General features: G+C 65.6%; 30 protein-coding genes. 14 read left to right on the forward strand and 16 right to left on the reverse strand.

Annotated features, from left to right (window positions below; genetic code table 11):
• The first annotated feature begins 6 nt into the window (after positions 1 to 6).
• Positions 7 to 624, forward strand: coding sequence for a class I SAM-dependent methyltransferase (locus R8F63_20730; protein ID MDW3221037.1), 618 nt, complete (start codon positions 7 to 9; stop codon positions 622 to 624).
• Positions 621 to 1,172 (forward strand): LemA family protein, encoded by a 552-nt coding sequence (locus R8F63_20735; protein MDW3221038.1) that lies wholly within the window; start codon positions 621 to 623, stop codon positions 1,170 to 1,172. Before R8F63_20730 ends, R8F63_20735 begins: the two co-directional genes overlap by 4 nt.
• Before the next feature lie 31 nt (positions 1,173 to 1,203).
• Here the strand turns inward: R8F63_20735 and R8F63_20740 are convergent, their stop codons facing one another.
• From R8F63_20740 to R8F63_20765, 6 genes are all read right to left on the reverse strand, one after another.
• Positions 1,204 to 2,496 (reverse strand): APC family permease, encoded by a 1,293-nt coding sequence (locus R8F63_20740; GenBank protein MDW3221039.1) that lies wholly within the window; start codon positions 2,494 to 2,496, stop codon positions 1,204 to 1,206.
• Between the two features lie 100 nt (positions 2,497 to 2,596).
• Complete coding sequence (locus R8F63_20745) at positions 2,597 to 2,782, reverse strand: hypothetical protein (GenBank protein MDW3221040.1); 186 nt, start codon at positions 2,780 to 2,782, stop codon at positions 2,597 to 2,599.
• Positions 2,783 to 2,944: 162 nt separating this feature from the next.
• Positions 2,945 to 3,775 (reverse strand): prolipoprotein diacylglyceryl transferase, encoded by an 831-nt coding sequence (gene lgt, locus R8F63_20750; protein ID MDW3221041.1) that lies wholly within the window; start codon positions 3,773 to 3,775, stop codon positions 2,945 to 2,947.
• 168 nt (positions 3,776 to 3,943) lie between these two features.
• Entirely contained in the window at positions 3,944 to 4,840 is an 897-nt protein-coding gene (locus tag R8F63_20755; GenBank protein ID MDW3221042.1) for a hypothetical protein, read from the reverse strand.
• 21 nt (positions 4,841 to 4,861) lie between these two features.
• Complete coding sequence (locus R8F63_20760) at positions 4,862 to 5,125, reverse strand: hypothetical protein (GenBank protein ID MDW3221043.1); 264 nt, start codon at positions 5,123 to 5,125, stop codon at positions 4,862 to 4,864.
• A gap of 36 nt (positions 5,126 to 5,161) precedes the next feature.
• Entirely contained in the window at positions 5,162 to 5,344 is a 183-nt protein-coding gene (locus R8F63_20765) for a hypothetical protein (protein MDW3221044.1), read from the reverse strand.
• A 66-nt stretch (positions 5,345 to 5,410) separates the two neighbouring features.
• Here R8F63_20765 and R8F63_20770 point away from each other — a divergent pair, with 66 nt between their 5' ends.
• The 5 genes from R8F63_20770 (at position 5,411) to R8F63_20790 (ending at position 9,162) form a co-directional block, all read left to right on the forward strand.
• Positions 5,411 to 6,811, forward strand: a complete 1,401-nt coding sequence (locus R8F63_20770) for a multicopper oxidase family protein (GenBank protein MDW3221045.1) — start codon at positions 5,411 to 5,413, stop codon at positions 6,809 to 6,811.
• Positions 6,812 to 7,030: 219 nt separating this feature from the next.
• A protein-coding gene (locus R8F63_20775; GenBank protein ID MDW3221046.1) for an IS3 family transposase occupies positions 7,031 to 8,199 on the forward strand; the annotation gives its coding sequence in 2 pieces (ribosomal slippage) (positions 7,031 to 7,303 and positions 7,306 to 8,199; 1,167 coding nt in all).
• An 80-nt stretch (positions 8,200 to 8,279) separates the two neighbouring features.
• On the forward strand, positions 8,280 to 8,582 hold the full coding sequence (locus R8F63_20780; GenBank protein ID MDW3221047.1) for a ferric reductase-like transmembrane domain-containing protein: 303 nt from the start codon (positions 8,280 to 8,282) through the stop codon (positions 8,580 to 8,582).
• 66 nt (positions 8,583 to 8,648) lie between these two features.
• Complete coding sequence (locus tag R8F63_20785) at positions 8,649 to 8,912, forward strand: type II toxin-antitoxin system prevent-host-death family antitoxin (protein MDW3221048.1); 264 nt, start codon at positions 8,649 to 8,651, stop codon at positions 8,910 to 8,912.
• A gap of 1 nt (position 8,913) precedes the next feature.
• The gene (locus tag R8F63_20790) at positions 8,914 to 9,162 is read left to right on the forward strand and encodes a hypothetical protein (protein ID MDW3221049.1); all 249 of its coding nucleotides are present in this window, start codon (positions 8,914 to 8,916) and stop codon (positions 9,160 to 9,162) included.
• Between the two features lie 108 nt (positions 9,163 to 9,270).
• Here the strand turns inward: R8F63_20790 and R8F63_20795 are convergent, their stop codons facing one another.
• From R8F63_20795 to coxB, 7 genes are all read right to left on the reverse strand, one after another.
• Entirely contained in the window at positions 9,271 to 9,702 is a 432-nt protein-coding gene (locus R8F63_20795) for a TlpA disulfide reductase family protein (protein ID MDW3221050.1), read from the reverse strand.
• A gap of 134 nt (positions 9,703 to 9,836) precedes the next feature.
• Positions 9,837 to 10,706: a heme o synthase gene (locus R8F63_20800; protein ID MDW3221051.1), complete on the reverse strand. Its 870-nt coding sequence runs from the start codon at positions 10,704 to 10,706 to the stop codon at positions 9,837 to 9,839.
• 10 nt (positions 10,707 to 10,716) lie between these two features.
• Positions 10,717 to 11,478: a pentapeptide repeat-containing protein gene (locus R8F63_20805; GenBank protein ID MDW3221052.1), complete on the reverse strand. Its 762-nt coding sequence runs from the start codon at positions 11,476 to 11,478 to the stop codon at positions 10,717 to 10,719.
• A gap of 113 nt (positions 11,479 to 11,591) precedes the next feature.
• Positions 11,592 to 12,152 (reverse strand): heme-copper oxidase subunit III, encoded by a 561-nt coding sequence (locus R8F63_20810; GenBank protein ID MDW3221053.1) that lies wholly within the window; start codon positions 12,150 to 12,152, stop codon positions 11,592 to 11,594.
• Complete coding sequence (locus tag R8F63_20815; protein MDW3221054.1) at positions 12,153 to 12,344, reverse strand: hypothetical protein; 192 nt, start codon at positions 12,342 to 12,344, stop codon at positions 12,153 to 12,155.
• Positions 12,341 to 14,170, reverse strand: coding sequence for a cbb3-type cytochrome c oxidase subunit I (locus R8F63_20820; protein MDW3221055.1), 1,830 nt, complete (start codon positions 14,168 to 14,170; stop codon positions 12,341 to 12,343). Before R8F63_20820 ends, R8F63_20815 begins: the two co-directional genes overlap by 4 nt.
• Before the next feature lie 45 nt (positions 14,171 to 14,215).
• Positions 14,216 to 14,932 carry a cytochrome c oxidase subunit II gene (coxB, locus tag R8F63_20825; protein MDW3221056.1) on the reverse strand — a complete coding sequence of 239 codons (717 nt, stop codon included), beginning with the start codon at positions 14,930 to 14,932 and terminating at the stop codon, positions 14,216 to 14,218.
• Positions 14,933 to 15,175: 243 nt separating this feature from the next.
• Here coxB and R8F63_20830 point away from each other — a divergent pair, with 243 nt between their 5' ends.
• On the forward strand, positions 15,176 to 15,904 hold the full coding sequence (locus tag R8F63_20830) for a M56 family metallopeptidase (GenBank protein ID MDW3221057.1): 729 nt from the start codon (positions 15,176 to 15,178) through the stop codon (positions 15,902 to 15,904).
• The gene (locus R8F63_20835; protein ID MDW3221058.1) at positions 15,901 to 16,281 is read left to right on the forward strand and encodes a BlaI/MecI/CopY family transcriptional regulator; all 381 of its coding nucleotides are present in this window, start codon (positions 15,901 to 15,903) and stop codon (positions 16,279 to 16,281) included. The genes R8F63_20830 and R8F63_20835 overlap by 4 nt, the downstream gene beginning before the upstream one ends.
• 38 nt (positions 16,282 to 16,319) lie before the next feature.
• On the opposite strand, the gene R8F63_20840 is transcribed toward R8F63_20835, so the two are convergent.
• From R8F63_20840 to R8F63_20850, 3 genes are read right to left on the reverse strand one after another with little or no spacing between them, the layout of a single operon-like run.
• Positions 16,320 to 16,625, reverse strand: coding sequence for a TlpA disulfide reductase family protein (locus R8F63_20840; protein MDW3221059.1), 306 nt, complete (start codon positions 16,623 to 16,625; stop codon positions 16,320 to 16,322).
• Positions 16,626 to 16,883, reverse strand: a complete 258-nt coding sequence (locus R8F63_20845) for a redoxin domain-containing protein (GenBank protein ID MDW3221060.1) — start codon at positions 16,881 to 16,883, stop codon at positions 16,626 to 16,628.
• Positions 16,884 to 16,906: 23 nt separating this feature from the next.
• Positions 16,907 to 17,809 carry a cytochrome c biogenesis CcdA family protein gene (locus R8F63_20850; protein MDW3221061.1) on the reverse strand — a complete coding sequence of 301 codons (903 nt, stop codon included), beginning with the start codon at positions 17,807 to 17,809 and terminating at the stop codon, positions 16,907 to 16,909.
• 44 nt (positions 17,810 to 17,853) lie between these two features.
• Between R8F63_20850 and R8F63_20855 the strand changes: the two genes are divergently transcribed.
• From R8F63_20855 to R8F63_20875, 5 genes are all read left to right on the forward strand, one after another.
• Positions 17,854 to 18,420, forward strand: a complete 567-nt coding sequence (locus R8F63_20855) for a TlpA disulfide reductase family protein (GenBank protein ID MDW3221062.1) — start codon at positions 17,854 to 17,856, stop codon at positions 18,418 to 18,420.
• Complete coding sequence (locus tag R8F63_20860; protein ID MDW3221063.1) at positions 18,417 to 19,151, forward strand: hypothetical protein; 735 nt, start codon at positions 18,417 to 18,419, stop codon at positions 19,149 to 19,151. The genes R8F63_20855 and R8F63_20860 overlap by 4 nt, the downstream gene beginning before the upstream one ends.
• Before the next feature lie 86 nt (positions 19,152 to 19,237).
• Entirely contained in the window at positions 19,238 to 19,483 is a 246-nt protein-coding gene (locus R8F63_20865) for a hypothetical protein (protein ID MDW3221064.1), read from the forward strand.
• Between the two features lie 107 nt (positions 19,484 to 19,590).
• Positions 19,591 to 21,024 carry a hypothetical protein gene (locus R8F63_20870; GenBank protein MDW3221065.1) on the forward strand — a complete coding sequence of 478 codons (1,434 nt, stop codon included), beginning with the start codon at positions 19,591 to 19,593 and terminating at the stop codon, positions 21,022 to 21,024.
• Between the two features lie 294 nt (positions 21,025 to 21,318).
• Positions 21,319 to 21,936 (forward strand): ferric reductase-like transmembrane domain-containing protein, encoded by a 618-nt coding sequence (locus R8F63_20875; protein MDW3221066.1) that lies wholly within the window; start codon positions 21,319 to 21,321, stop codon positions 21,934 to 21,936.
• Positions 21,937 to 21,983 lie beyond the last annotated feature (47 nt).

Below are 21,983 nucleotides of genomic sequence, written 5' to 3' on the forward strand. Positions count from 1 at the left end.
GACGCGGTGACTGCGCGCTATGACCGGATCGCCCGGTTCTACGACCTGTTCGACAAGCCGATGGACCTCCTCGGGGTCGGTCGCCGACGCAAACGCCTCCTCAGTCACGCCGAGGGCAACACACTGGAGGTGGGTGTTGGTACGGGCCGCAACCTGGGCCTGTACCCCGACGGAGTCGAGCTGACCGGGATCGACGTGTCGGCCAACATGATGGCTCGGGCACGAGGGGTCGCCGAGCGGCTGGACCGCCCCGTCGGCCTCGATGTGGCTGACGTTCAGGACCTGCCGTATGAGGATGCCTCCTTCGACACCGTGACAGCGACCTGTGTGTTCTGCTCGGTTGCCGACCCTGTCGCCGGGTTGCGCGAGGTGGCCAGGGTGGTGCGCCCTGAGGGGCAGGTACTACTGCTCGAACACGTCCGACCTCGCAACGCAGTGCTCGGCTGGTTGGCTGACCGGATCGCCCCGGTCGTCGCCCGGCTCATGGGTCCCGAGATCAACCGGCGAACCGAGGACAACGTCGCCGCGGCCGGGCTCGACATCGTCGAGGTTGGCCGCTGGGGCGTCTGGCGTGAGATCCATGCCAGGTCCACCGGGCGCCCCGAGGAGGTCGATCCGTCGTGATCGTCGCTGGTGTGGTCGTGGCTGTCGTCGTGGTGGCCGTCGTATGGGCGTGGGTCATGTACAACCGCATGATCCGGGGCCGTACTGGGGTTGATGGCACCTGGGCGCAGATCGAGGTGGAGCTGGCTCGGCGTCATGACCTGATTCCGAACCTGCTCGAGTCGGTCCGTGGCTACGCCGCCCATGAACGCTCCACATTCGACTCCGTCACTCGGGCGCGTGCGAATGCTCTTGGCGCGACAGGGCCGGTCGATCGAGCCGAGGCGGAGCAATCGGTGTCCGAGGCGCTGGGTCGCCTGCTCGCGGTGGCTGAGTCCTACCCCGACCTGCAAGCCGATCGGAGCTTCGCCGCGCTCCAAACCGAGTTGGCCGCCACGGAAGACCGCATCGCTGCGGCGAGGGCGGCGTACAACGACGCGGTGCTGGGATTCAACACCATGATCCAGCGGGTGCCGATGAATCTCATGTCTGGCGCGATGGGGATGGTGACCGTCGCATACTTCGATCTAGGCGCCGAGCCGCGCGACCCGATGGGCGTCCGGTTCTAGTTGTTGCCGACGTGATCTCTGCCGGGGCCGATCACATGTCCATGTGGCCGGATGCGTCGGTGTGTGAGCGCATGAAGAGCCGCTCGGCGGCGACGATCACGGCGATGGCGGCGAGTGAGACATAGATGATCAACATGTCGGCGCTGGCTTTCACCCACACGAACGCGGCCAGCACGACAACGTCGAGGACGATGGCGGTGGCGACGATGGCGGGGTTGACGTCGATGCGGCTTCGGAGGTGTCGCAAGATGCCCCAGTGGATGGCGATGTCCATGATCAGGTAGAAGATCGCGCCGAGCGCAGCGATTCGGCGTAGGTCGAACGCGACGGTGAGGGCCATCGCGAAGGCGATGGTGTACACCATCGTGTGGACCCGGATGGGGCCGGGCATGCCGAAGTGGCGATGGGGAACCTCCTTCATGCGCGAGAGCATGGCCAGCATGCGCGACGCGGCGAAAACGCTGGCGATGACGCCCGACGCGGTGGCCACTACGGCAATGCTGACGGTGAACCAGAGCCCGGCGTCGCCGAGTGCCGGTTCGGCGGCGCGGGCCAGGGCGAAGTCCTCGGCGTCGATGATCTCGGTGATGGTGAGGTTGCCGGCGACGGCGATGGACAGGACCAGGTAGAGGGCCGAGCAGATGGCGATCGAGATGACGATGGCGCGGCCGGTGTTGCGATGGGGGTCGACGATCTCGCCGCCGCTGTTGGTGATGGTGGTGAATCCCTTGTAGGCCAGGATGGTCAATGCGACTGCGGCGAGGAATCCGTCGAATGTCGCTGATCTCCCGCCCGTGGCGCTGCCGTTTGTGAAGTTCCCGCTGCTCGCGTACCAGAGGCCCACGATGGCGAAGACGGTGAGACCGATGACCTTGACGGCCGCCATGGCGCCTGCCGTGGTCTGGATGAGTCGGTTGCCGGCGATGTTGACGAGGAACGCGACGGCGAGCAGTCCAACGCCGAGCGCAGGTATCCAGAAATCCGTCGAACCGAGGTCGACGATCTGGAGGACGTACGCCGCGAACGTCCGGGCCACCAGACTCTCGTTGATGACCATGGATACGTACATGAAGAGTGCGAAGACGCCGGTTGCGGTCCCCAGCCCGTACTGCTCCTTGAGGAACATCGCGACGCCGCCGGAGGAGGGGAAGGCGTTGGAGAGCTTCACGTACGAATAGGCGCTGGACGCGGCGACGACTGCGGCCACCAGGAAGGCCAATGGGAACAGGTCACCGGCCAGACCGGCGGCCTGGCCGGTGAGTGCGAAGATGCCCGCGCCGATCATCACGCCGGTTCCCAGCGAGACCGCTCCGGTAAGGGTCAACGAGTCCGGCGCTGCGTCGTCGTGCCTGCCATGGTCTGTGGGACCCGGTTGTTCGGAAGGGTGGTCGTGGCTCATGGATCCCCGGTGATGCTCGGTGGGTCTATTGACGCTCCACGGCCTCGCCGGCATCCACTGGGCGGTCGGTGACCTGCTCCGCCGAGCTGCGCCCGAGCCAGAACACGGCCGCGACCATGGCCCCGCACCCGATCAACGCCAGAGCAAGGGCCCAACCGAGGCCCCAGCCCAAGATCAGCGCTGCTGTGGCGGCGGCTACCAGCAACCACATGTGGGTCGCACCTGTCATGTGTTTCACGATCTGTACCTCCTCGATTCGGGCGGACGGTTTCGCCCACAACACGACTGTAGATACCATTAGGGGGTAGGGGTAGAGACGAAGGTCCTTGTGGCGGATCCAAGGGCACTGGTTCGACGAGTTGCCATGCGCGTCTCAACCGGATCGAGAATCGGTCGCGGCCCGATTCGAGGCCGTGACCGGGTCTGCGGGCCGACCGTTTCGCAGCAGCCAGCCTCCGGCGACGATGATTCCCGCGACGCTCATCCAGATGTTGATTCGGATGCCGGCGAGCTCGGTTGCGGGATCGACGCGGATGGTCTCGAGCCAGAGTCGCGCCGTTAGATATCCGACGATGTAGACGGCGAGCAGCGCCCCCTTCCGCAGTCGGCCCGTCGCCCCGATCCAGATGAGAAGGGCGACGAGTCCGAGGTTCCAGAGAGACTCGTAGAGGAAGGTCGGATGGAACGCCTCTGAATTCGCGAACTCTGCCGGCCGGTGTTCTGGATCGATCTCCACGGCCCAGGGAAGGTCGGTTGGCCCGCCGAAGAGCTCTTGGTTGAACCAGTTCCCGATCCGACCGATCGCCTGCGCCAGTGGCAGAGCGGGCACGACCGCATCGAGCAGTGTTGGACGATCCCATCCCTCGCGACGGATGAAGTACAGCCCGACGAGAATGCCGGCGGCCATTCCCCCGGGGATTCCGAGGCCGCCCTCCCAGATCTTGAACGGCTCGGCGACACCCTCGTCGAATCGCCAGTCGGTGACCACGTGATACAGGCGGGCTCCGACGAGTCCTGCAGGAACCGCCCACATCGCGATGCGGGAGATGTCGTCGGGGTCCCCGCCGGCAGCGCTCCAGCGCCGTTGTGCGAGCCAGACCGCGGCGAGAACCCCGAGCGCGATCGCGAGTCCGTAGACACGCAGGGTGAGGGGTCCGAGCTCGAACGCCTCGCTGGGCGGACTCGGGAGCGAGGCGAAGATCATGAGGTCTGACTTTCAGGACTAGCCGCCGAGGAGGTCGGGGCGGACGACGCGCAACAATCGGACATGCTGGGACACTACGACACTGTGTCGTAGTTCAGTCGTCGGCCTCGGACGCGGTGGAGTACCTCCGATCCGCGTCTGAAGTCTGGGAGCCTCGGGTTGGAGCCTTCACGGTCGGTCCGGAGGGTCGTAGGCCTGCTCCCAGCTCCTGCCGCCATCGGAGCTGTGGAAGATCGCACCGCCGTGGACGGTTGCCCACCAGTCACCGTCGGGATCGACGTAGAACGTCTCCACCTCGTCGCCGGATTCGAGCTCTGCTGTCTCGGTCCAGGGGCCCTCGGGTCGTTCGGCGCTCCAGATTCGGCCGTCTTCGGCGGCGCCGATGATGTCTCCTGTGGAGGTCCATTCGATCTCGACGAGTGACGGCGCGGTGTCCAGGCGGGTCCAGGTCATTGCCCGGTCAGCGCTGGCCCAGACGACGCCGTCGTAGTCGGGGGCCAGCTGCTGGTCAGGGTCGTCAGGGTTGACCGCAAGGTCGCGGGCTTCGACTGCACCGAGCTCTGACCAGTCTCCGCTGGCCTGGTCGAGAAACCAGATCCGGCCGCCGGTCTCGGCCGCAAACAGACCGATGTCGGTCGGGACGAGCGCGTGGAAATCGGCTGCGCCGAGCAGGCCGACGATCTGCCAGCTCTGCCCGCTGTCGATGCTGCGGGCGAGACCGAGGAACGGCGGACGGCCCTCGACTCGGTAACGCTCGATCAAGAGGTTCGGATGACCCGAAGCGATCAGGGTGTCGGCCTCGGCCGCCATCGCCATGAGGTCGTGCTGTTCATCGCCGACCAAGACGGCGCGATTCTCACCCTCGATACGGTAGAGCCCCGTGTGGCTGGCGACCAACAGCTCGCCGTCCGGCTCGAGGACGAGGTCGTGGATGTGACCGAGGTCTCCAGCCTGGGCAACCCTGACCGGGTCGTCGGATCCGCAGCCGGCGGCGACGATCACCATGACCAGCACGAGAGGAACGAAACGGGCCGGCACGGGAACCGCCGGTCGACGAGAGGTCATGGGGCTGTGTCGTCCGTTGGATCAGGAGGTGAGATCATCGAGTCGCTCGGTCAGGCCGTCGACGCCGAGGGCGCCGACGTGCGTCGTCGTTGCGCCGTCGGCATCCATGAACACGAACGACGGCTGGGTCGAGATCTCGAAGTCTCGCCAGACCGATCCATCCGAGTCGACCGCGTGCTCGAATGCACCAACATCGAACGTGTCGATGAACTCGTCTATTGCGGACAGGTCATCTCGCCCTGCGACGCCGACGAAGTCGACCCGGTCTCCGTAGATTCTGTGCACCTCTGCGACCGCAGGGGCTTCCGCTCGACACGTCGGTCACCACGGAGCCCAGAACCACAAGAGGGTGTCGGTGCCTTCCAGGGAGTTGAAGTCGACCTGGCCGCCGGTCGCGGTGGAGACGAGACGCTCGGTCGCCGCCGCATCGCTCGGTTCGTCGGCGCCACATGCAGTCGCCGCGAGCAGTGCGAGGGCGGTGAGCAGGAACCAGGGTGATCGCACGGCGGTGATCCTAACGGCCTACTACAGCCAGTCGTAGGCGGCGCCGGAAGACATTAGGTTGGTGCCGTGAATCGATCGGGCGTTGCCGCTGTTGTCGCTGTCGCGCTCGGAGTGGCCGGAGCCGTCTACTACGCCCTCGGGGACCCGTCCGAGCCGGGAACTGGCGATCGCGCGGCTGTGCTGGCGGACTTCGCCGGAGCCTATCCGCTGTCGCTTTCGGCATCGGGGGAGATCAGGGAGTTCGACCTCGTCGCCGAGCCGACCACGCTCGCGCTGGCGGACGGCATGGATGTCGAGGCGTGGGCCTACAACGGCAGCGTTCCGGGCCCGGAGATTCGTGTCGAGTTGGGCGACACAGTGGTTGTCAACCTCGACAATCAACTCCCACAGGCCACGTCGATCCACTGGCACGGTGTTCGCGTCCCGAACGCGATGGACGGCGTCCCTGGAGTCAACCAGGCGGCGATCGAGCCGGGCGGTGCGTTCCGCTACGAGTTCGTGCCCAAAGACGCCGGCACGTTCTGGTTTCATTCGCACAACAGAGGGTCTGAGCAGATCGAGCGGGGGCTGTACGGAAGCCTCGTGGTGGTCGACCCGGACGAGCCTCACTACGACCAGGACCTCGTGTGGATGATCGACGATTGGTTGCTCAACCGCGATGGCTCTCTCTTCGAGGGATTCAACGAGATGCCCGACATCACCCACAACGGTCGGTGGGGCAACGTCGTCACGACGAACGGGGTCGTCTTCCCGACCCTGACAGCGCGGCCGGGCGAACGCATCCGGGTTCGGATGGTCAACGCCAGCAATGCGAGGGTGATGGCGCCCGTGTTCGACGGCGTGGCTCCCCGGGCCATAGCGGTCGACGGAATGCTGGCTCGCGAGCCCTTCGACGGAAACGGTGTTGTTCTTGCTCCTGGCAACCGGGTCGACATCGAGTTCGAGATGCCCGACGGGCCGGTCCGGGTGTCCGAGAGCTTCAACGGCGAAGGATTCGACATCGCAACGATCGATCCTCACGGTGCTCCGGTCGCAGCTGTCGGGCAGGTCGTGTCGCCGGTGAACCGGGAAGTCCCCGAGACCGCCGCGCTCGCTGACCTCGAAATCGACCACGAGTACTCGCTCGACTTCCTGGCCGGCATGATGTCGCCGCAGTGGGGATTCAACGGTCGCAGCTACGCCGACGCCGAGACGCTCACCATCGAGTCCGACCGCATCCACACCTTTCGGCTGAAGAACGACTCGCAGGCCCTCCACCCGATTCACTTCCATGGCCAGTTCTTCATGGTCACGGCGATCGACGGCGAACCCATCGACGAGGGGCACTTCCGTGACACCGTTCTCGTGTATTCGAACCAAACCGTCGACATCGCAATGCGGGCCACCGATGAAGGGCTGTGGGCAGTGCACTGCCACATCCAGGAGCACGCGGAAGCCGGGATGATGACTCTGCTCGAGGTCCAGTGAGGTCGTGCCCGACTCGATGTTCTGGGTTGGCGGTAGAGCGTGCTGATTTCCGGTCCGATCCATCAGGAATGGGTAGTCCAGCCGATGACGATGAACGCATCCACCTCTTCGTTGGTTCTCTTGGATGCTGACCGATAGCACTTCGAGGCGCTGGGGTCTGCCGCGGTTGGAGGTGACAACTGATCTGGCTTGCTTCGGCGGGCCTGGAAGGATGTCACTATGCCCAAGCCCTATCCGAAGGAGTTCCGCGACGACGTCGTGCGGGTCGCTCGCCAACGCGGTCCGGGAGTAACGCTCGAGTCGGTCGCCGAGGATTTCGGGATCCACGCGATGACGTTGTCGAAGTGGATCCGCCAAGCGGCGATCGATGCCGGCGAGAAGACCGGCGTCACCTCCGCGGAAGCGAAAGAGAATCGGGAGCTGCGCCGCCGGGTGAAGCTCCTCGAGCAAGAGAACGAGGTGCTGCGCCGTGCGGCTGCGTATCTCGGGCAGGCGAACCTGCCCCCAAAATGATGTTCCCGGTCGTTCGCGACCTTGCCGCTGACGGGATCCCCGTCACGGTGACGTGCCGGGTGTTGAAGCTGTGTCGCCAGCAGTACTACCGCTGGCTCGATCAGCCGTTCACCGATGCCGAGCTCGATGAGGCCTATGTGGCGAACGCGGTGTTCGACGCGCATCGCGACGACCCGGAGTTCGGGTATCGGTTCCTCGCCGATGAAGTCCGCGCCGCCGGCCACATCGACGTCGGTGACCGAACGGTGTGGCGCATCGCCAGCGAGAACGGCTGGTGGTGCAGCTTCGGCAAGAAGAAGACCCGCAAGAAGTCATCGCCAGCGACGGCTGCGCACGACGATCTGGTCCGCCGCGAGTTCTCAGCCGATGGCCCGAATCAGGTGTGGGTTGCGGACTTGACGGAGCATCGCAGCGCCGAAGGCAAGATCTACTGCTGCGCGATCAAGGACCTGTGGTCGAACCGGATCGTGGGCTGGGCCATCGACGAACGAATGAAGGCCCGCCTCGTGGTCGCTGCGATCGAGATGGCCGCCGCCCGGCGAGGCGATGTCGCCGGCTGCATTCTGCATTCGGACAGGGGTAGCCAATTTCATTCACGGAAGGTCCACCGGGCACTCACGAGGCATCGCATGGTCGGCTCGATGGGCCAAGTCGGCACTGCGGCCGACAACGCCGCTATGGAGTCCTTCTTCTCGCTACTGCAGAAGAACGTGCTCAACACCCGCCGCTGGGAAACTCGCGACGAGCTTCGCATCGCGATCGTCACCTGGATCGAACGCACCTACCACCGCCGCCGACGCCAACCCGCCCTCGGCCGATTGACCCCCGAAGAATACGAAACCATCATGACCCCACCCGCGGCCCTCGCCGCATAACCAACCTGTCACCTCCAACCGCGGCAGACCCCTGGGACGATCACCGCCGTGGCGGTCGCCCAGCGGATGCGCTGTGGGCGTTGCCGTGCGCGCCGGAGTCGGCCCGTGGTCTGCTGCGTTGGCGCCGCCAGCTCGCCATCTGGTTCGCCCTGACCGCGACACTACACGCAGTGTTGATTCTCGACGGCTGGGCTCGCTGGAGCCTCCGTCGCTTCCTTGGCTATGAGTTCATTCCCCAACTCGGCCGCGAGGCCCGCCTCGAACCCGGCTTCGGACTGGCCGACCTCGTCGGCTCGGTAGCCCTGCTCCTCGCTCTCGTCCTCGGAGCCACCTCCTCGGATTGGGCACTGCGACGAATGGGCCGACCCGCCTGGACCTGGTAGACGTCTCGTGCTTGGGCGTCTCGCTCGCGGGTTGCCTTCAACCCCACATGTGCTTCATTGAAGCACATGTCTGAAGTTGGGATCCGTGCGCTCAAGCAGAACGCGTCGGCGGTGGTCGCTCAGGCTGTAGCTGGGGAGACGGTGACGATCACGGATCGTGGCCGTCCTGTTGCTCGGATGTCGGCGATTCCGAAGTCGCGTATACGAGGGTTGATCGACGAAGGAAGTGCTCGACCGGCGCGCGACAGGTTGATCGATCTGGCGGCCCCCGAGCCCGGGCCCGCCATGTCGCGCGCGCTGTTGGAGATGAGAGACGACGAGCGGTACTGAGGTGGCGTTCTATGTTGATACGTCGGCGTTGGTCAAGTTGGTGGTAGCCGAGCCAGAGACAGTCCACGTCACGCCAGCGGTGTTCGAGAGTGCTGGCAGGCTTGATCCGTCCGGGCTGCGGTCGCTCGACGCGATTCATCTCGCTTCAGCGCTCGACCTTGGCGACGACCTCGACGGACTGATCACCTACGACGACAGCCTGGCAGATGCAGCGGTCTCGAACGGTGTCCCCGTCGTGGCGTCTCGATGACTAGTGCCAGGGATGTCGCGTTGTTCAATGGCATCCAGCACCCTGGAGCGGCTTTCCACAAGCACCCGAGGGCCGGTGGCGAGCCGTGCGCAACGGCCGCGCAATCGTTCAGCTCACCGCCGCGAGCAGCTCCTCAAGGCGGTCTTCGGTCAGGACGCCGTCGTGGCGGGCGACGAGTCGGCCGTCGCGCCCAACGATCAGAGTCGCAGGAAGGCCGACCAGGTCAACGAGCGCTCCGATGCTTCCGTCGGCATCGAGAAGATTCGGGTAGGGGACGGCGAACTCGCGGATGAACTCGTCAGCGTCTTCACGACGGTCTTCGCTTGCCACACCGAGAAACGCCACCGAGCCCTCAAGTTCGACGGCCGCAGCGACCAGGATCGGCATCTCGGACCGGCAAGGTGCACACCACGAGGCCCAGTAGTTCACCACGACCGGCATGCCGTCTAACGACGCAAGGATGCGACGGAACTCGTCGGCATCCGCGTCCGCCGGCGCGCCGGCTGGTGGCACGCTGCCGGCAACCGGCGCCGCGAGCATCCGCTGCGTGCCCGCCGCTTCGCCACAACCCGCCGCGACAAGACCCAAGCAGAGCGCAAGGCCGCACGCAGCCAGCCGGGAGCCCGCATCCCTCGGCCACGCCGCAGCATCGGTGGGCGAGGTGCGGGGATGGTTCAAATGCCCGACCAGACGCCCTGTGCCCCGACGGCCGCGAATACGACCGCGAGGTAGGTGATGCTGACCCGGAAGAAGCGCATGGCCCGCTCCTCATCGAGCTGATACGCGGCGGTGATGAACCACACGCCAGCGGCGATCGCACCGATGCCATATACGGCGCCAACGTCGTCTCCAGACATCGGGGTCAGTGACACGAGAACGGTCGCCCACGTGTAGAGGCGAATCTGGCTCAAGGTGCGGTCGATCCCCGCCACGACCGGGAGCATCGGTACACCGACCCCGCGATAGTCCTCGCGGTAGTGGATGGCCAACGCCCAGAAGTGTGGCGGCGTCCACAGACAGACGACGAGGAAGAGCGCGAATGCCGCCGAGGACAGTTCGCCAGTCACGGCGACCCAGCCGACCAACACCGGAACTGCGCCAGCAATGCCACCTATCACGATGTTCTGCGCGGTGCGACGCTTGAGGATCATGGTGTAGACCACGACATAGAAGCCGAGCGCACCCGTCGTCAGCCACGCGGCAGCGGCGCCGACCTGCCACCACAGTACGCCGTGACCAAGCGCCCCGAGCGCGAGTCCGAAGACAAGCGCGTTCGTGACCGGGATCGCGCCGGTCACGAGTGGTCGGCTCGCCGTGCGCTCCATCGCAGCGTCGATGTCGCGGTCCCAGACCATGTTCAACACGTTGGCGCCGCCCGCCGAGAGCGTCCCACCAAGTACCGTCGCGGCCACCAGAGCCGTCCCTGGCCAACCGGGGGCGGCCAAGACCATGACCGGGACCGTCGTCACAAGCAGCAGTTCGATGATTCTCGGTTTGGTCAGCGCGACATAGTCGCGGACGCTGGACGTGTGCGTGGCGGTCACGGCGTCCACCTCAGGCCGCCAGCACGACCAACTTCGCTCGCATGCCCGCGTCCCAGTGCGCGCCGCGTCCTTGGAAACATCCGATCTCCCATGTGCCGAGTGCGTCGTCAGGGATCGTGATGGTGACTCGTGCGATCTCCCCGGCGCGGCGCACCACCATGAAACCGGCGTGCGCTTCGCCGTCGTCGTCCGCGTGCTCCTCGCCGTCCATGTCCGTGTCGCTCATGTCCGTGTCGCTCATGTCCGTGTCGCTCATGTCCGTGTCGCTCATGTCCGTGTCGCTCATGTCCATGTCGTCCGCGTGCTCCTCGCCGTCCATGTCCGTGTCGCTCATGTCCATGTCGCTCATGTCCATGTCGTCCGCGTGCTCCTCGCCGTCCATGTCCGTGTCGCTCATGTCCGTGTCGCTCATGTCCATGTCGCTCATGTCCATGTCGCTCATGTCCATGTCGCTCATGTCCATGTCGCTCATGTCCATGTCGCTCATGTCCATTCCCGCGCCCATGAACATTCCCGCACCCGGTGGCTCCACCACTGGTGTCAATCCTTCGAAGAGATCGTGTTCGAATCCGTTGGGGTAACCGAGAGTGGTGGTCTGCAGATTGCGCCCGACCATGAACTCGTGCTCATTCGCACCCTCGTTCACCAACACGAACGTGATCGTCTCGCCGGCCACGACTTCGATGACGTCGAGACCGAAGTTGAACTCGGTGAGGTCGATCACGACCTCACCAGTCGCATCCGGACGGACGACGACCTCATCGCCGCCCATGCCACAGCCTGCTCCGAAGAGGGCAGACACTGTCGTCACTGCCGTTATCGCTCTCATACGCATCGAACCACTCCTCGGAATTATGCGCGGGAGTCAGATGCCCCCGTTCGTTGTCAGATCAGGTAGAGCGCGGGGTAGAAGAACACCCACACGACGTCGACGAAATGCCAGTACTTCACACCGGCCTCGACCGGCCACGGATCCTCGTCGTAGCGGCCACGGCGAGCTCCGCCGGCGACGATCCCCAAGAAGATCAGGCCCGTGACGACGTGAAACGCGTGAACTCCGGTCATCAGGAAGAAGATGGAGCCGTACTCGGTTCCCGGTGGGAACGCGTCGAAGGCCTCAGTCCACTCGATCGCGACACCGCCTAGGAACACGGCTCCGAGCAAGAGGGTCAGGCCGAGGTACCGGGTCGTACCGGCGCGGTCGCCGTGCGATGCCGCGTGCTCCGCCCGGAACGCGGTGTAACTGGAGGCAAGGAGGATCGACGTGATGACCAGCCCGATGGTCTGCGACACGTGTTCGTCGACTTCGGTGCCAAGCAGAGCGAATCGTGTGGCGAGAATTCCGGCGAAGAGCATCAGCTCGGATGCCATGAATAGCCAGAGTCCGACTCGGTTGAGCCGCAAGCGGCCATAGGTCGGCGCTGCGGGAACGACGGTGGAAGTCATTCAGCTCACCGCCCTGATGTTCATCAACTGCATGAACGAGCGAACGATCAGGCCGGCCTTTGCCAGACCGAGGACGGTGAGCCATACAAAGAGCCCGGACCACTCGCCCACGCTGGCGACGTACTCGATCAGCGTCAGCGCGGCGAGAAGCAGGACGGTCTGTGCGCCCGGTGACTCTCGAAGCCGGGTCATGAGAACTCACCTCCAGCGGCGCTTCCGGCCGCGTTCAGGTCGGCATGGACCGAGTCGGGCTCGCCGTAGCCGTAGGGATCGGCCAGTACGACGGGCTGCGTCTCGAAGTTCTCGTGCGGGGGCGGCGATGGGATCTGCCACTCGAGTGTTCGGGCACCCCACGGGTTCACAGGAGCGGACTCGCCGCGGCGCCAACTCATGATGAAATTCCACAGGAAGATGACAAAACTCGTTCCGAGGAAGAATCCGCCCAGAGAGACGGCACGGTTCGCATCCTCCAACTCGGGCGAGTAGTCGGCGACACGCCGGTTCATGCCTTGGATTCCCAACGTGAACATCGGGAGAAAGGTGGCGTTGAACCCAATGATCATCCACCAGAAGTGGACCTTGCCCAGCCGGGCGTTCATCATGCGCCCGGTCATCTTGGGGAACCAGTAGTAGATCGCACCGAACAGACCGAAGATGCCGCCGCCGAGAATCACGTAGTGGAAGTGGGCGACGACGAAGTACGTGTCCTGCAGTTGGATGTCGACAGGAACGTCGGCCAAGAAGACGCCGGTGACACCTCCGATCAGGAAGTTGAATAGAACGCCAAGCGAAAAGAGCATCGGCACGGTGAACCGGATACGACCCAACCACAGCGTGCCGAGGGCGCTTAGGAAAATCAGGCCGGTGGGTATCGAGATCAGCTCGGTCGTTGCGAGGAAGGGCTTTCGAAGCGCCTCAGGCATACCACTCGTGAACATGTGGTGGGCCCACACGATCGAACTCATTCCCATGATGCCCAGCAAGCCGCCCACTGCCCAGCGATAGCCGAACAGCGGCTTGCGGCTGAAATGCGAGATGGTTTCGAGTGTGATCCCGAACGCCGGGATGATCATTATGTAGACGGCCGGATGTGAATAGAACCAGAACACGTGTTGATACAACAACGGCTCGCCGCCCGATGCAGGGTCGAAAAATATCGTGCCTGCAGTACGGTCGAGAATCACCAGCAGCATAGCAAGGCCGATGAACTGGGTGAACACCAGAGCGAGAATCGCGGTGACGAAGATCGACCAGACAAAGATCGGCAGCCGGGTCCAGGTCATGCCCGGCGCGCGCATACCGACGACGGTGACGATGATGTTGAGGGCGCCGATGATCGAGGACAGCCCGAGCGTGAAGAACGCGAGGTTGAAGAAGAGCCCACCGGTGTCCGACTCAACCGACAGAGGGGCGTATCCAGTCCAGCCCGTGTCGTACCCGCCGGCAAGGAAGGAGGCGGTCAGGGCGACGAGTACGGGTGGCACGAGCCAGTACGACAGAGCGTTGAGTTTGGGGAACGCCATGTCGTCGGCGCCGATCATGATAGGGACGACGTAGTTGCCGAAGGCGCCCACCGTCGCGGCGACGGCCACGAACACCATCATTGTGCCGTGCAGGCTCATGATCGAGTTGTACTGGTCCGACCCAACCAGGTCTTCACCGGTGCTCATGAGTTCGTATCGCATGAGCATGGCGAAGAGACCCGCCAGAAAGAACATGAAGAGGAAGGTGATGAGGTACTGGATGCCGATCACCTTGTGGTCTGTGTCGAAGTCGAAATACCGATGTTTGCCAGCCGCCGTGTAGCTGGCCGGTTCTCGACCGAACCAGGTCCGGACCCAGTACCGCCATACTCCGACTCCGAGCAGCCAGCCGGCGACGCCGAAGAGCCAGGCCCCGGCGGTGACGGACTCGACCTCCCACGCGGCTGAACCAGACGCGGCCCGTACTGACATGATGAGGACCGCCCCAATGAGGAATCCAACGGCGCCGCCTACGACGCCCCATATCACTCTCATGTGCCGATTCCTCCCCCGGTCGGGTCCGGTGGCGGGGCCGGGTGACTAGCCATTGACGAACGCCTCGAACTCTTCTTGGGTGACGACTTCAACCTGGGTCCACATGCGAGCGTGGCCAACGCCACACAACTCGGCGCATTGGACCCGCAACAGGGACTCGTCAGAGAACGAGCCGAGCTTCTCGGCTGTGACCATCGTGGTGGTGATGGTGCCCGGGATGGCATCGATCTTGATACGCATGGCGGGAATCCAGAACGAATGGATGACGTCGGTCGAGGTGACCCGGAACATGACCCGCGTGTCGATCGGGAGGACCAGGGTGCCTCGGGTTCGGCGATCGGAGTCGACGTAGATGAACTCCCAGCTCCAGCGCTCGCCCTGGACGTCGATGATGACCTCCGGTTCGGGCTCGGCCCTCAGTTCGTCGAGTCCGGTGAAGCCCGGCGTGATGATGACGAGTACCGCCAGGGCGCTCGTGATGAGCACCCACGCCGAAACGAAGGGACGATTGTCGCGGATCGGCGCTCCATCCTCGTCGGCTCCTCGATCCCGGTCTCGGAAGACCGCATAGCCGCCCATGACGAGAACGAACGCCATGACGGGGATCGAGAGGTAGAGCAAGAAGTCGAAGGCGTCATCGGAGATCCGTGCTTCTCGCGAGGCACCAAAGGGATGGATCTCGGTGTTGCCGGCGACGACAAGCCCGATCACCGACAGGATGACCCACGACACGCCAACGATCAGGTTTCTGCGGGTCGCCATCGTTACCCCCCCTACGTGGAGCTAACCGCGGGGATGGCGCCACGTCAACTACAACCTGTAGTTGACGTGGCTCGAACCCCGGCCGGTCTTCCTCCTTGCCGCGAGTGAGGAGTCGGCTATCTTGACTTGTACCGCCGACGGGAGTGGACCGTGACCGTCCAGTTGATCACAGCGACCATGACGCTCCTACTGCTACCACGTCTCGCGCGGCGTGCAGGTGCGGCGGGAACCACGGTGCGACTGATGTCGGTCTGGGCGCTGATGCTTGGCGGCTTCCTCGCCGTCGTGACCCTGATGGCGTGTGCCAATGCGCTTCGGGGCGACTCCGGAGCCGGGGCAGCGCAGCGCCACCTCATTGGCGGCGTACCGGCGGTCGGCTGGGTGAGCCTCGCTATGGCCACGTCCGCGCTCGTATCGGCGCCCCGCACAATTGCGTTCGCGGCGAGGAGGCGCCGATGGATCCGACGCGAGCTTCACCACCTTCCGCGGCGGCGCATCGACGACATCTCGATCGCGCCCATCGACCGCAGCGATGTGTACGCGATGGCGGTGCCCGGCGACGACGAGTGCGTTCTCGTCTCGCAGGGGGCACTGGTCCAGCTGTGCGACGACGAGCTGCGGGCCCTCATTCACCATGAGCAGGCGCACCTGCGGATGGGCCACCACCGAGACCTTCTCCTCGCACGCGTCGCGGAGCGTTCGTGCTGGTTCGTGCCCGGAATCCACCGGGCTGCTGCGACGTTGCGCCTCTCGCTCGAGGTCTCGGCGGACGCAGCGAGTCGGCAACAGCTTGGCGTCGCCCCGATCTCCGGCGCGCTACGTCTCGCAGGGGAACCGTCGGGCTCTCCCCGACGGTTGGCCGTCGACGCGTCACGGAGTCGCTATTGGGGCGTACTTGCAATCGCTGTCATGATGGGAGTCTCGCTGTTTGCCATCAGTGCGGAATTCACTTGGTTGATGGGGGGCCCATGACTCGCGGCGCGAGCTCCAGGCGGCGGGGGAGTGGGGAGTTGGAGGCGTTGGTCTTGCGGTCGCTCTGGCGACTCGATTCGTGGGCGACTCCGGCACTGGTGCTCGATGCCATCCCCGACCCGTTGGCGCACACCACTGTGGTCACGGTCCTCCGCCGCCTTCACCAGAAGGGGGAGCTCGATCGTCGCGCTGTGGGGCGGACCCACGAGTACCGGCCACGACTGACGTCGGAAGAACGCACGGCCGGGGCGATGGCCGAGATTCTGCGGGCGGCCGACGATCCGGCACTAGCGCTCAACCATTTCGTCGCCGGCCTCGATGTCGGCAATCGATCGATCCTGCGCCGCCACCTCAGGTCGCGGCCTCCGGCCAGCTGACCTTGGCGGCGGCGTCGGTTCTTGCGCAGCAGTAGTGGTCAGGAACTGATGTAGTCGTCGATGTTTCCTTCGAGCCAGCTGCGGCTCACCACGCCTGTGGTGCTGTCGGCGATCGTGCCGTCGGGGGCGATGAAGAACGTGCTCGGGGTGCTCGTGACCTCGTAAGCGCTACTGATCTCGCCGGTGCGATCCATGAGGAACTGGTAGTCGAGGCCGTACCTGGCCACGAAGTCGTCGACTGCGGCGTCGGGTTCTTGGATACTGACCGAGAGAACTTCGAAACCGTGAGCGTTGTGGATGTCGTAGGCCGCCCGCAACTCGGGGGCACTGGCGTTGCACGCCACTCAATAGGTGTGCATGAAGGTGACGGCGACCGGTTGTCCTCGGTAGTCGCTGAGGCGGACCGTCTCGCCTTCGGGCGTTTCGAGCTCGAAGTCGGGCGCGAGCGCAGCGACCTGGTCGTCGGATCCTCCCGCGAAGAGGACGATCCCGGTCACCGCGAGGACGATCACGGCCGCGGCGGCCCAGCGGATGCGCTGTCGGCGTTGTCGTGCGCGTCGGGCGGCCTCCCGTCGTGCCCGTTTCGTTTGTTTGTTGGTCATGATGCTCCCATCGGGTCGCGTGGTCATGTGCGGCTTCGGGTCGCGCCGACGTCGGGATCGGTCGAGGCGGCGGGCGGCGCGGCCGCGGTGGTCTGGCTGCGGAGCCGGGTGAGCGCAACCACCGTGGCGATAGCGAGCGCGGCCAACAGGGCCAGCCGTTGGGAGCCGACGGACTGAATGGTCTCGACGAACCAGAGGCGGATGTCCTCTGCGGTCTCGATCACCGGGTCGGTGTCGAGGTTGCCGTCATAGACGGCGAGTTCCCATCGTCCGTACCAGATGGCGTATGCGCCGGCTGCCACCATGAGGATGCCGCCGACGCGTGGGGCGATGCGTGAGAGTCGTCGCATGTGGTTGGCCACGGTGCTGTGGGCGAGCGCGGAGGCGACGCTGAGCACCAGGATGATGATGCCCATGCCGAGGGCGTAGGCGATGTAGGTGGCCAGTCCCTCGGCGGTGGACTGAGAAAGCGCGGTGCCGGTGACGGCGAGGAATGGTCCGATCGTGCACGACAGTGACGCGACGGCGTAGGTGATCCCGTAGCCGACCATCACCTTCGGGCTGTTCGCGCCGGTCGAGAACCGTGGCCCGCGGATCGCAAGCGTCGGTTTCCAGCCCACCGCCATGGCCAACCCGGCAACGACGAGCAGCCCGCCGATGACGATCGTGACCCAGGGGAGCTGGCGCCGGGCCTCTCCCGCGATGCTGTCGATGATGAGCCCGACCGAGGCGAACACGACGATGAACCCGACCGAGACCGCGGCGGCGACACCGACCGCACGCAGGATTCGCTGGTCGAGGCGGTCGTGCACCTGGTCACCGGCAACGAACGCGCCGATGTAGGCGGGGAGCAGCGAGAACCCACACGGGTTGAACGTCGCGACCATGCCTGCCGTGAACGCCAGCGCGATCGGGCCGCTGATCATCGAGGTGACCTCTGCACCCGGCAAGACTACGACAAACTGTCGTAATGACGAGCGCGACCCCCGACGGCGAGGCCGAGAACCGATTGACGACGCGACGGCTTGCGGTGGTCGCGATCGTCGTCGCGATCGCGGCGTGGGCGGGCTGGACCGCGCTGCGTGAACCCGATCTGCCCGACTTCGTCGCGTCGGGCGACCCCATGGAGCTGCCAGCCGACGGTTCCTTCCCGTCGGTGGGCCTCGATGAATTCGAGGCGATCCTTGTCGGCCAGCGAGGCCGACCGGTGGTGGTCAACATCTGGGCGTCATGGTGCGCGCCATGCCGAACTGAAATGCCATTGCTGCAGTCGGCCGCCGACACCTACGCGGGTGAAGCCGTGATCCTGGGGATCGCGTCCAACGACGACCCCGACGCGGCACAGGACTTCCTCCGAGAGCTCGGGCTCAGCTACCCGAACGTCTACGACACGACCGGCGAGATCCGAGTCGCCCTGGGTCTGACCGCCTACCCCACCACCTATGTCTTCGACGCCGACGGAACCATTCGCGCCCGGGTCGACGGCGGTATCTCCGAACAGCGGCTCGCCGGCTTGATCGAGGATGCGCTCGGGTGATCGACTACGGCCTCCTCGTCAGTGTGATCATCGCCTTCGGCGTCCCGTCGCTGCTCATGTGGTGGTGGCCGTTGGACACTGCGCCGCTCGCCGCATCAGGCGCCGAGCCACCCGGGTTCCTCGACGTCGCCGTCGGCCCCGCGTTCGCCGGACTGGCAGTCGGGCGGCTGGTCACCCTTGCCCTGGACGACCCCAACTCGCTCGGCAGCCTCTCGGACATGCTGATCATCCGCAGTGGCGTGGAGTTCTGGCCCGGCGTCATTGGCGCGGCCGCGGTGATCGCTTGGACCGAGCACCGATCAGCTGTCCCGCGCCTGAGTCGCGTGGCCGCGATCGTGCCGCTGGCGATGGTCGGCTACGCCGCCTACGAGGCAGCCTGCATCTTCCGCGATGGCTGCTTCGGTCCCGCGAGCGATGTCGGGCTGAGCCCACCCGGAGTGTCGTCCACGATGTTTCCGATTGGATGGGTCATGGCCGCCGTGCTGATTGTCGCCGCGGTCGCCGTTCGAGAGCTCGCGGCTCGAGTTCGACCGCCGGCCGTCGTGGTCGCCGCAGCAACGGTCGCGGTTGCAGGTGTTCGTGCCGTTGGTTCGATCTGGCTCCCGCACGTCGGTGATGGCCTGACCCGCCAACACGTCACCTCGATCGTGGTCACCGTGACCGCTCTTGCCGCGCTTTGGGTCCTCACCGCGTCCGCTCGTCGCCACCAGCCGAGCACGCCGTCGAGTTGACGGTCTCGTGACTCGGCGATGACTCAAGGATGTGGGGCCGGCAGTCGATGGGACGGGCAGAAGGCTCGACACGGGAGGTTGATGCCATGTTGGACACGGTGAAAGGGAAGTTCGCCGCTGCGCTTGCGATGGTCGCCTGCTGTGGGCTGTCGATGGCCATCGCGCTCGGCCTCGTTGCCTTCAGCTCCACGCTTCTCATCAGCGGAGTGGCCGTTGCAGTGGCGGTCGGGTGCGTGCTCTTCATGATGGCGTTCGGCCACCGCCATCATCGACCCGCTCCCGACGTCGAGGCGCCGGTCAGCAACACCGAACTCGACGCGGCGAGCCGCTGATCCCGGCAGACCAAGCCGAAGACGCCCTTGACATTCCACCTGAGAGGTAGCTCTACGCTCCAGGCGTGAGGTCCGATGCAGAACAGCGCAGGTCCACACTGATTGTCGTGGGCGCTCTCGTGGGCTTTGCGACGGCGTTGTTCGGCGTCTACTGGGACGATGCCTGGCACACCGATCGCGGTCGCGACGATCTGTTCAGCCCGCCTCACCTCAGCCTCTATGCAGGCGTCGCCGTGGTCGTCGCGGTCGTCATCTGGTGGGCATGGCAGCGCCGCGGTGACCGCGCCGTGGCTTCGGGGCCGGTCGGGCTGGCTGTAGCAGGCGCGATGTTCACGCTGGCGTCTGCGCCGGTGGATGAGTGGTGGCACCAGGCCTTCGGGCGCGATGCGGTGCTGTGGAGTCCACCGCATCTCGCGGCTGTGGCAGGGACGATCGCCCTCGGTACGGGAGTGGCGTTCATTGCCACGGCGCGAACCGGTGTCGGCAACACTCTCGTCGGGGGAGCGGCGGGGGCCGCGGTGATCGGCGCCTGGCAGGTCCTGGTGTTGGAGTACGACACCGACGTCGCCCAGTTCTCGCCGCTGTGGTACCTGCCGGTGATGGCCACCGGCCTTGCCGCGGCGGCCATCACCGTGCAGGCCGCGGGATCGCACCGGGTTCGCTGGCCGGCGACGTGGGCCGGCGTGGTCTTCACGCTGGCCATGGCAGGGGTGTACGTCGGATTGGACTCGGCCGGGTTCTCCACGCCCGTCGTTCCGTTGGTCCTCCCTGCGCTCGCGGTCGCGGATCTCGGCCGACGCATGCAATGGGTGATGCCGCTCCGGACGGCGGTCTTCGTCGCCGCGCTGTTTGCCACCTATTGGCCCTACCTCGGTGCCGTGCCCGGCGGCGTGCAACCCACGCTCGGCGACGCGGCCGCGGGAGCCGTGCTCGCCGTCATCGGGGTGGCTGCCGTTCTCGTCGTGATGGATCCCGCGGCCCGTTTCGCCCTCCGCCGCGCCCCGGTCACCGTCCTGATGGCTCTCGCGGTTGTCGTCACCACGTCGACGGTCGGCCCTCCTCGCGCTGAAGCGCACGATCCCGGTCAAGGCGACGAGGTCACCGAGGTGACCCTGATCGCCGAGGTCACGGATCGAGTCGTCAGCGTCGAGGTTGTCCTTGCCGGAGACGGAGACGCCGGTGAACCGGTTCGCGTCGTTGCCCGTCGCGCCGGCCGCACGCTGACCGGACCGCTTGCGGCGACGCCGAACGGTTGGACGGGTCGGGTCGACGTCGATCAGGACGGCCGATGGTTCGTCTACGTCGAAGCACGACGGGGTCAACAAGATGTCGAGGCCTGGATACCCGTGGTCGCCGGATCGACGAGTACGGCATCCAAGGAAGCCGCGATGTACGTAGTGGACACTGACGACGCGGTCACCTCGGCGCAGACGATTGCCGGCCTGATACTGGTCGCGCTCACCGCCGCGTTGCTCGGCCGCATCGCTGCGGTGGTACGCGCGGCACTCTTCGCACGAGTGACGGTCGCAGGCTCGAGCTGAGCTGCCGGATGAATCGGCGGATCGGCGCAGATCGCCGAGAGGGGGCCATCGGTCCCCGGGAGCTACTACAGTCAGTCGTAGTGGGTGACGTTTCGTCGGGAGAAAGGACTCCGCAGGTTGTGCAAGACCAAGGGGAGACCCCGAGGCCGCGCCCGGGCGAGGTCGGGCGCACTCGACGCCCGGTCCAGCGGCTCGAGCCGACGGCGGCGCCTTGGCCGCCACGTCGTTGTCGCCGGTAGCTCAGCCGGCCTCGTCTGGATCTTCTGGACAACCCGACCGGACTGGGTTTCCGAGATGCGGCTGTGGAAGGCCGTGGGTGACGCCGCCTTCGTTCTGCTCGTCGCGGCACTAGCCGTCGGCCCCATCGCCACGCTCGCGCCCTCGGCCCGTGGTCTGCTGCGGTGGCGCCGCCAGCTCGGCATCTGGTTCGCCCTGACCGCAACACTGCACGCCGTGCTGATCCTCGACGGCTGGGCTCGCTGGAGCCTCCGTCGCTTCCTCGGCTACGAATTCATTCCCCAACTCGGCCGCGAGGCCCGCCTCGAACCCGGCTTCGGACTGGCCAACCTCGTCGGCTCGGTCGCCCTGCTCCTCGCTCTCGTCCTCGCAGCCACCTCCTCGGATTGGGCACTGCGACGAATGGGCCGACCCGCCTGGACCTGGCTCCACCGACTCGCCCACACCGTGCTGATTCTCTCACTCCTGCACGGCAGCTACTTCTTGTTCATCCACTTCACCGAGTCGTTCCACAAGGCGCCACCGCCCGACCTCGACTGGTTCCGCATCCCCTTCCTGTTGACCGGCGTCGCCGTCACCGGCCTCCACATTCTCTCGTTCGGTCGGAACGCGCAGCCGGAGCAAGACGCAGCACCCGTCATCGGCCGCAACGGACCCCAGCGACGCCGTTCATGAGCCCGACAACTGTGGGTCGGTCGACTGGGTGCGGCGCAGTCGTCTGG

The organism is Acidimicrobiales bacterium (genome assembly GCA_033344915.1).
Taxonomy (GTDB): domain Bacteria; phylum Actinomycetota; class Acidimicrobiia; order Acidimicrobiales; family Aldehydirespiratoraceae; genus JAJRXC01.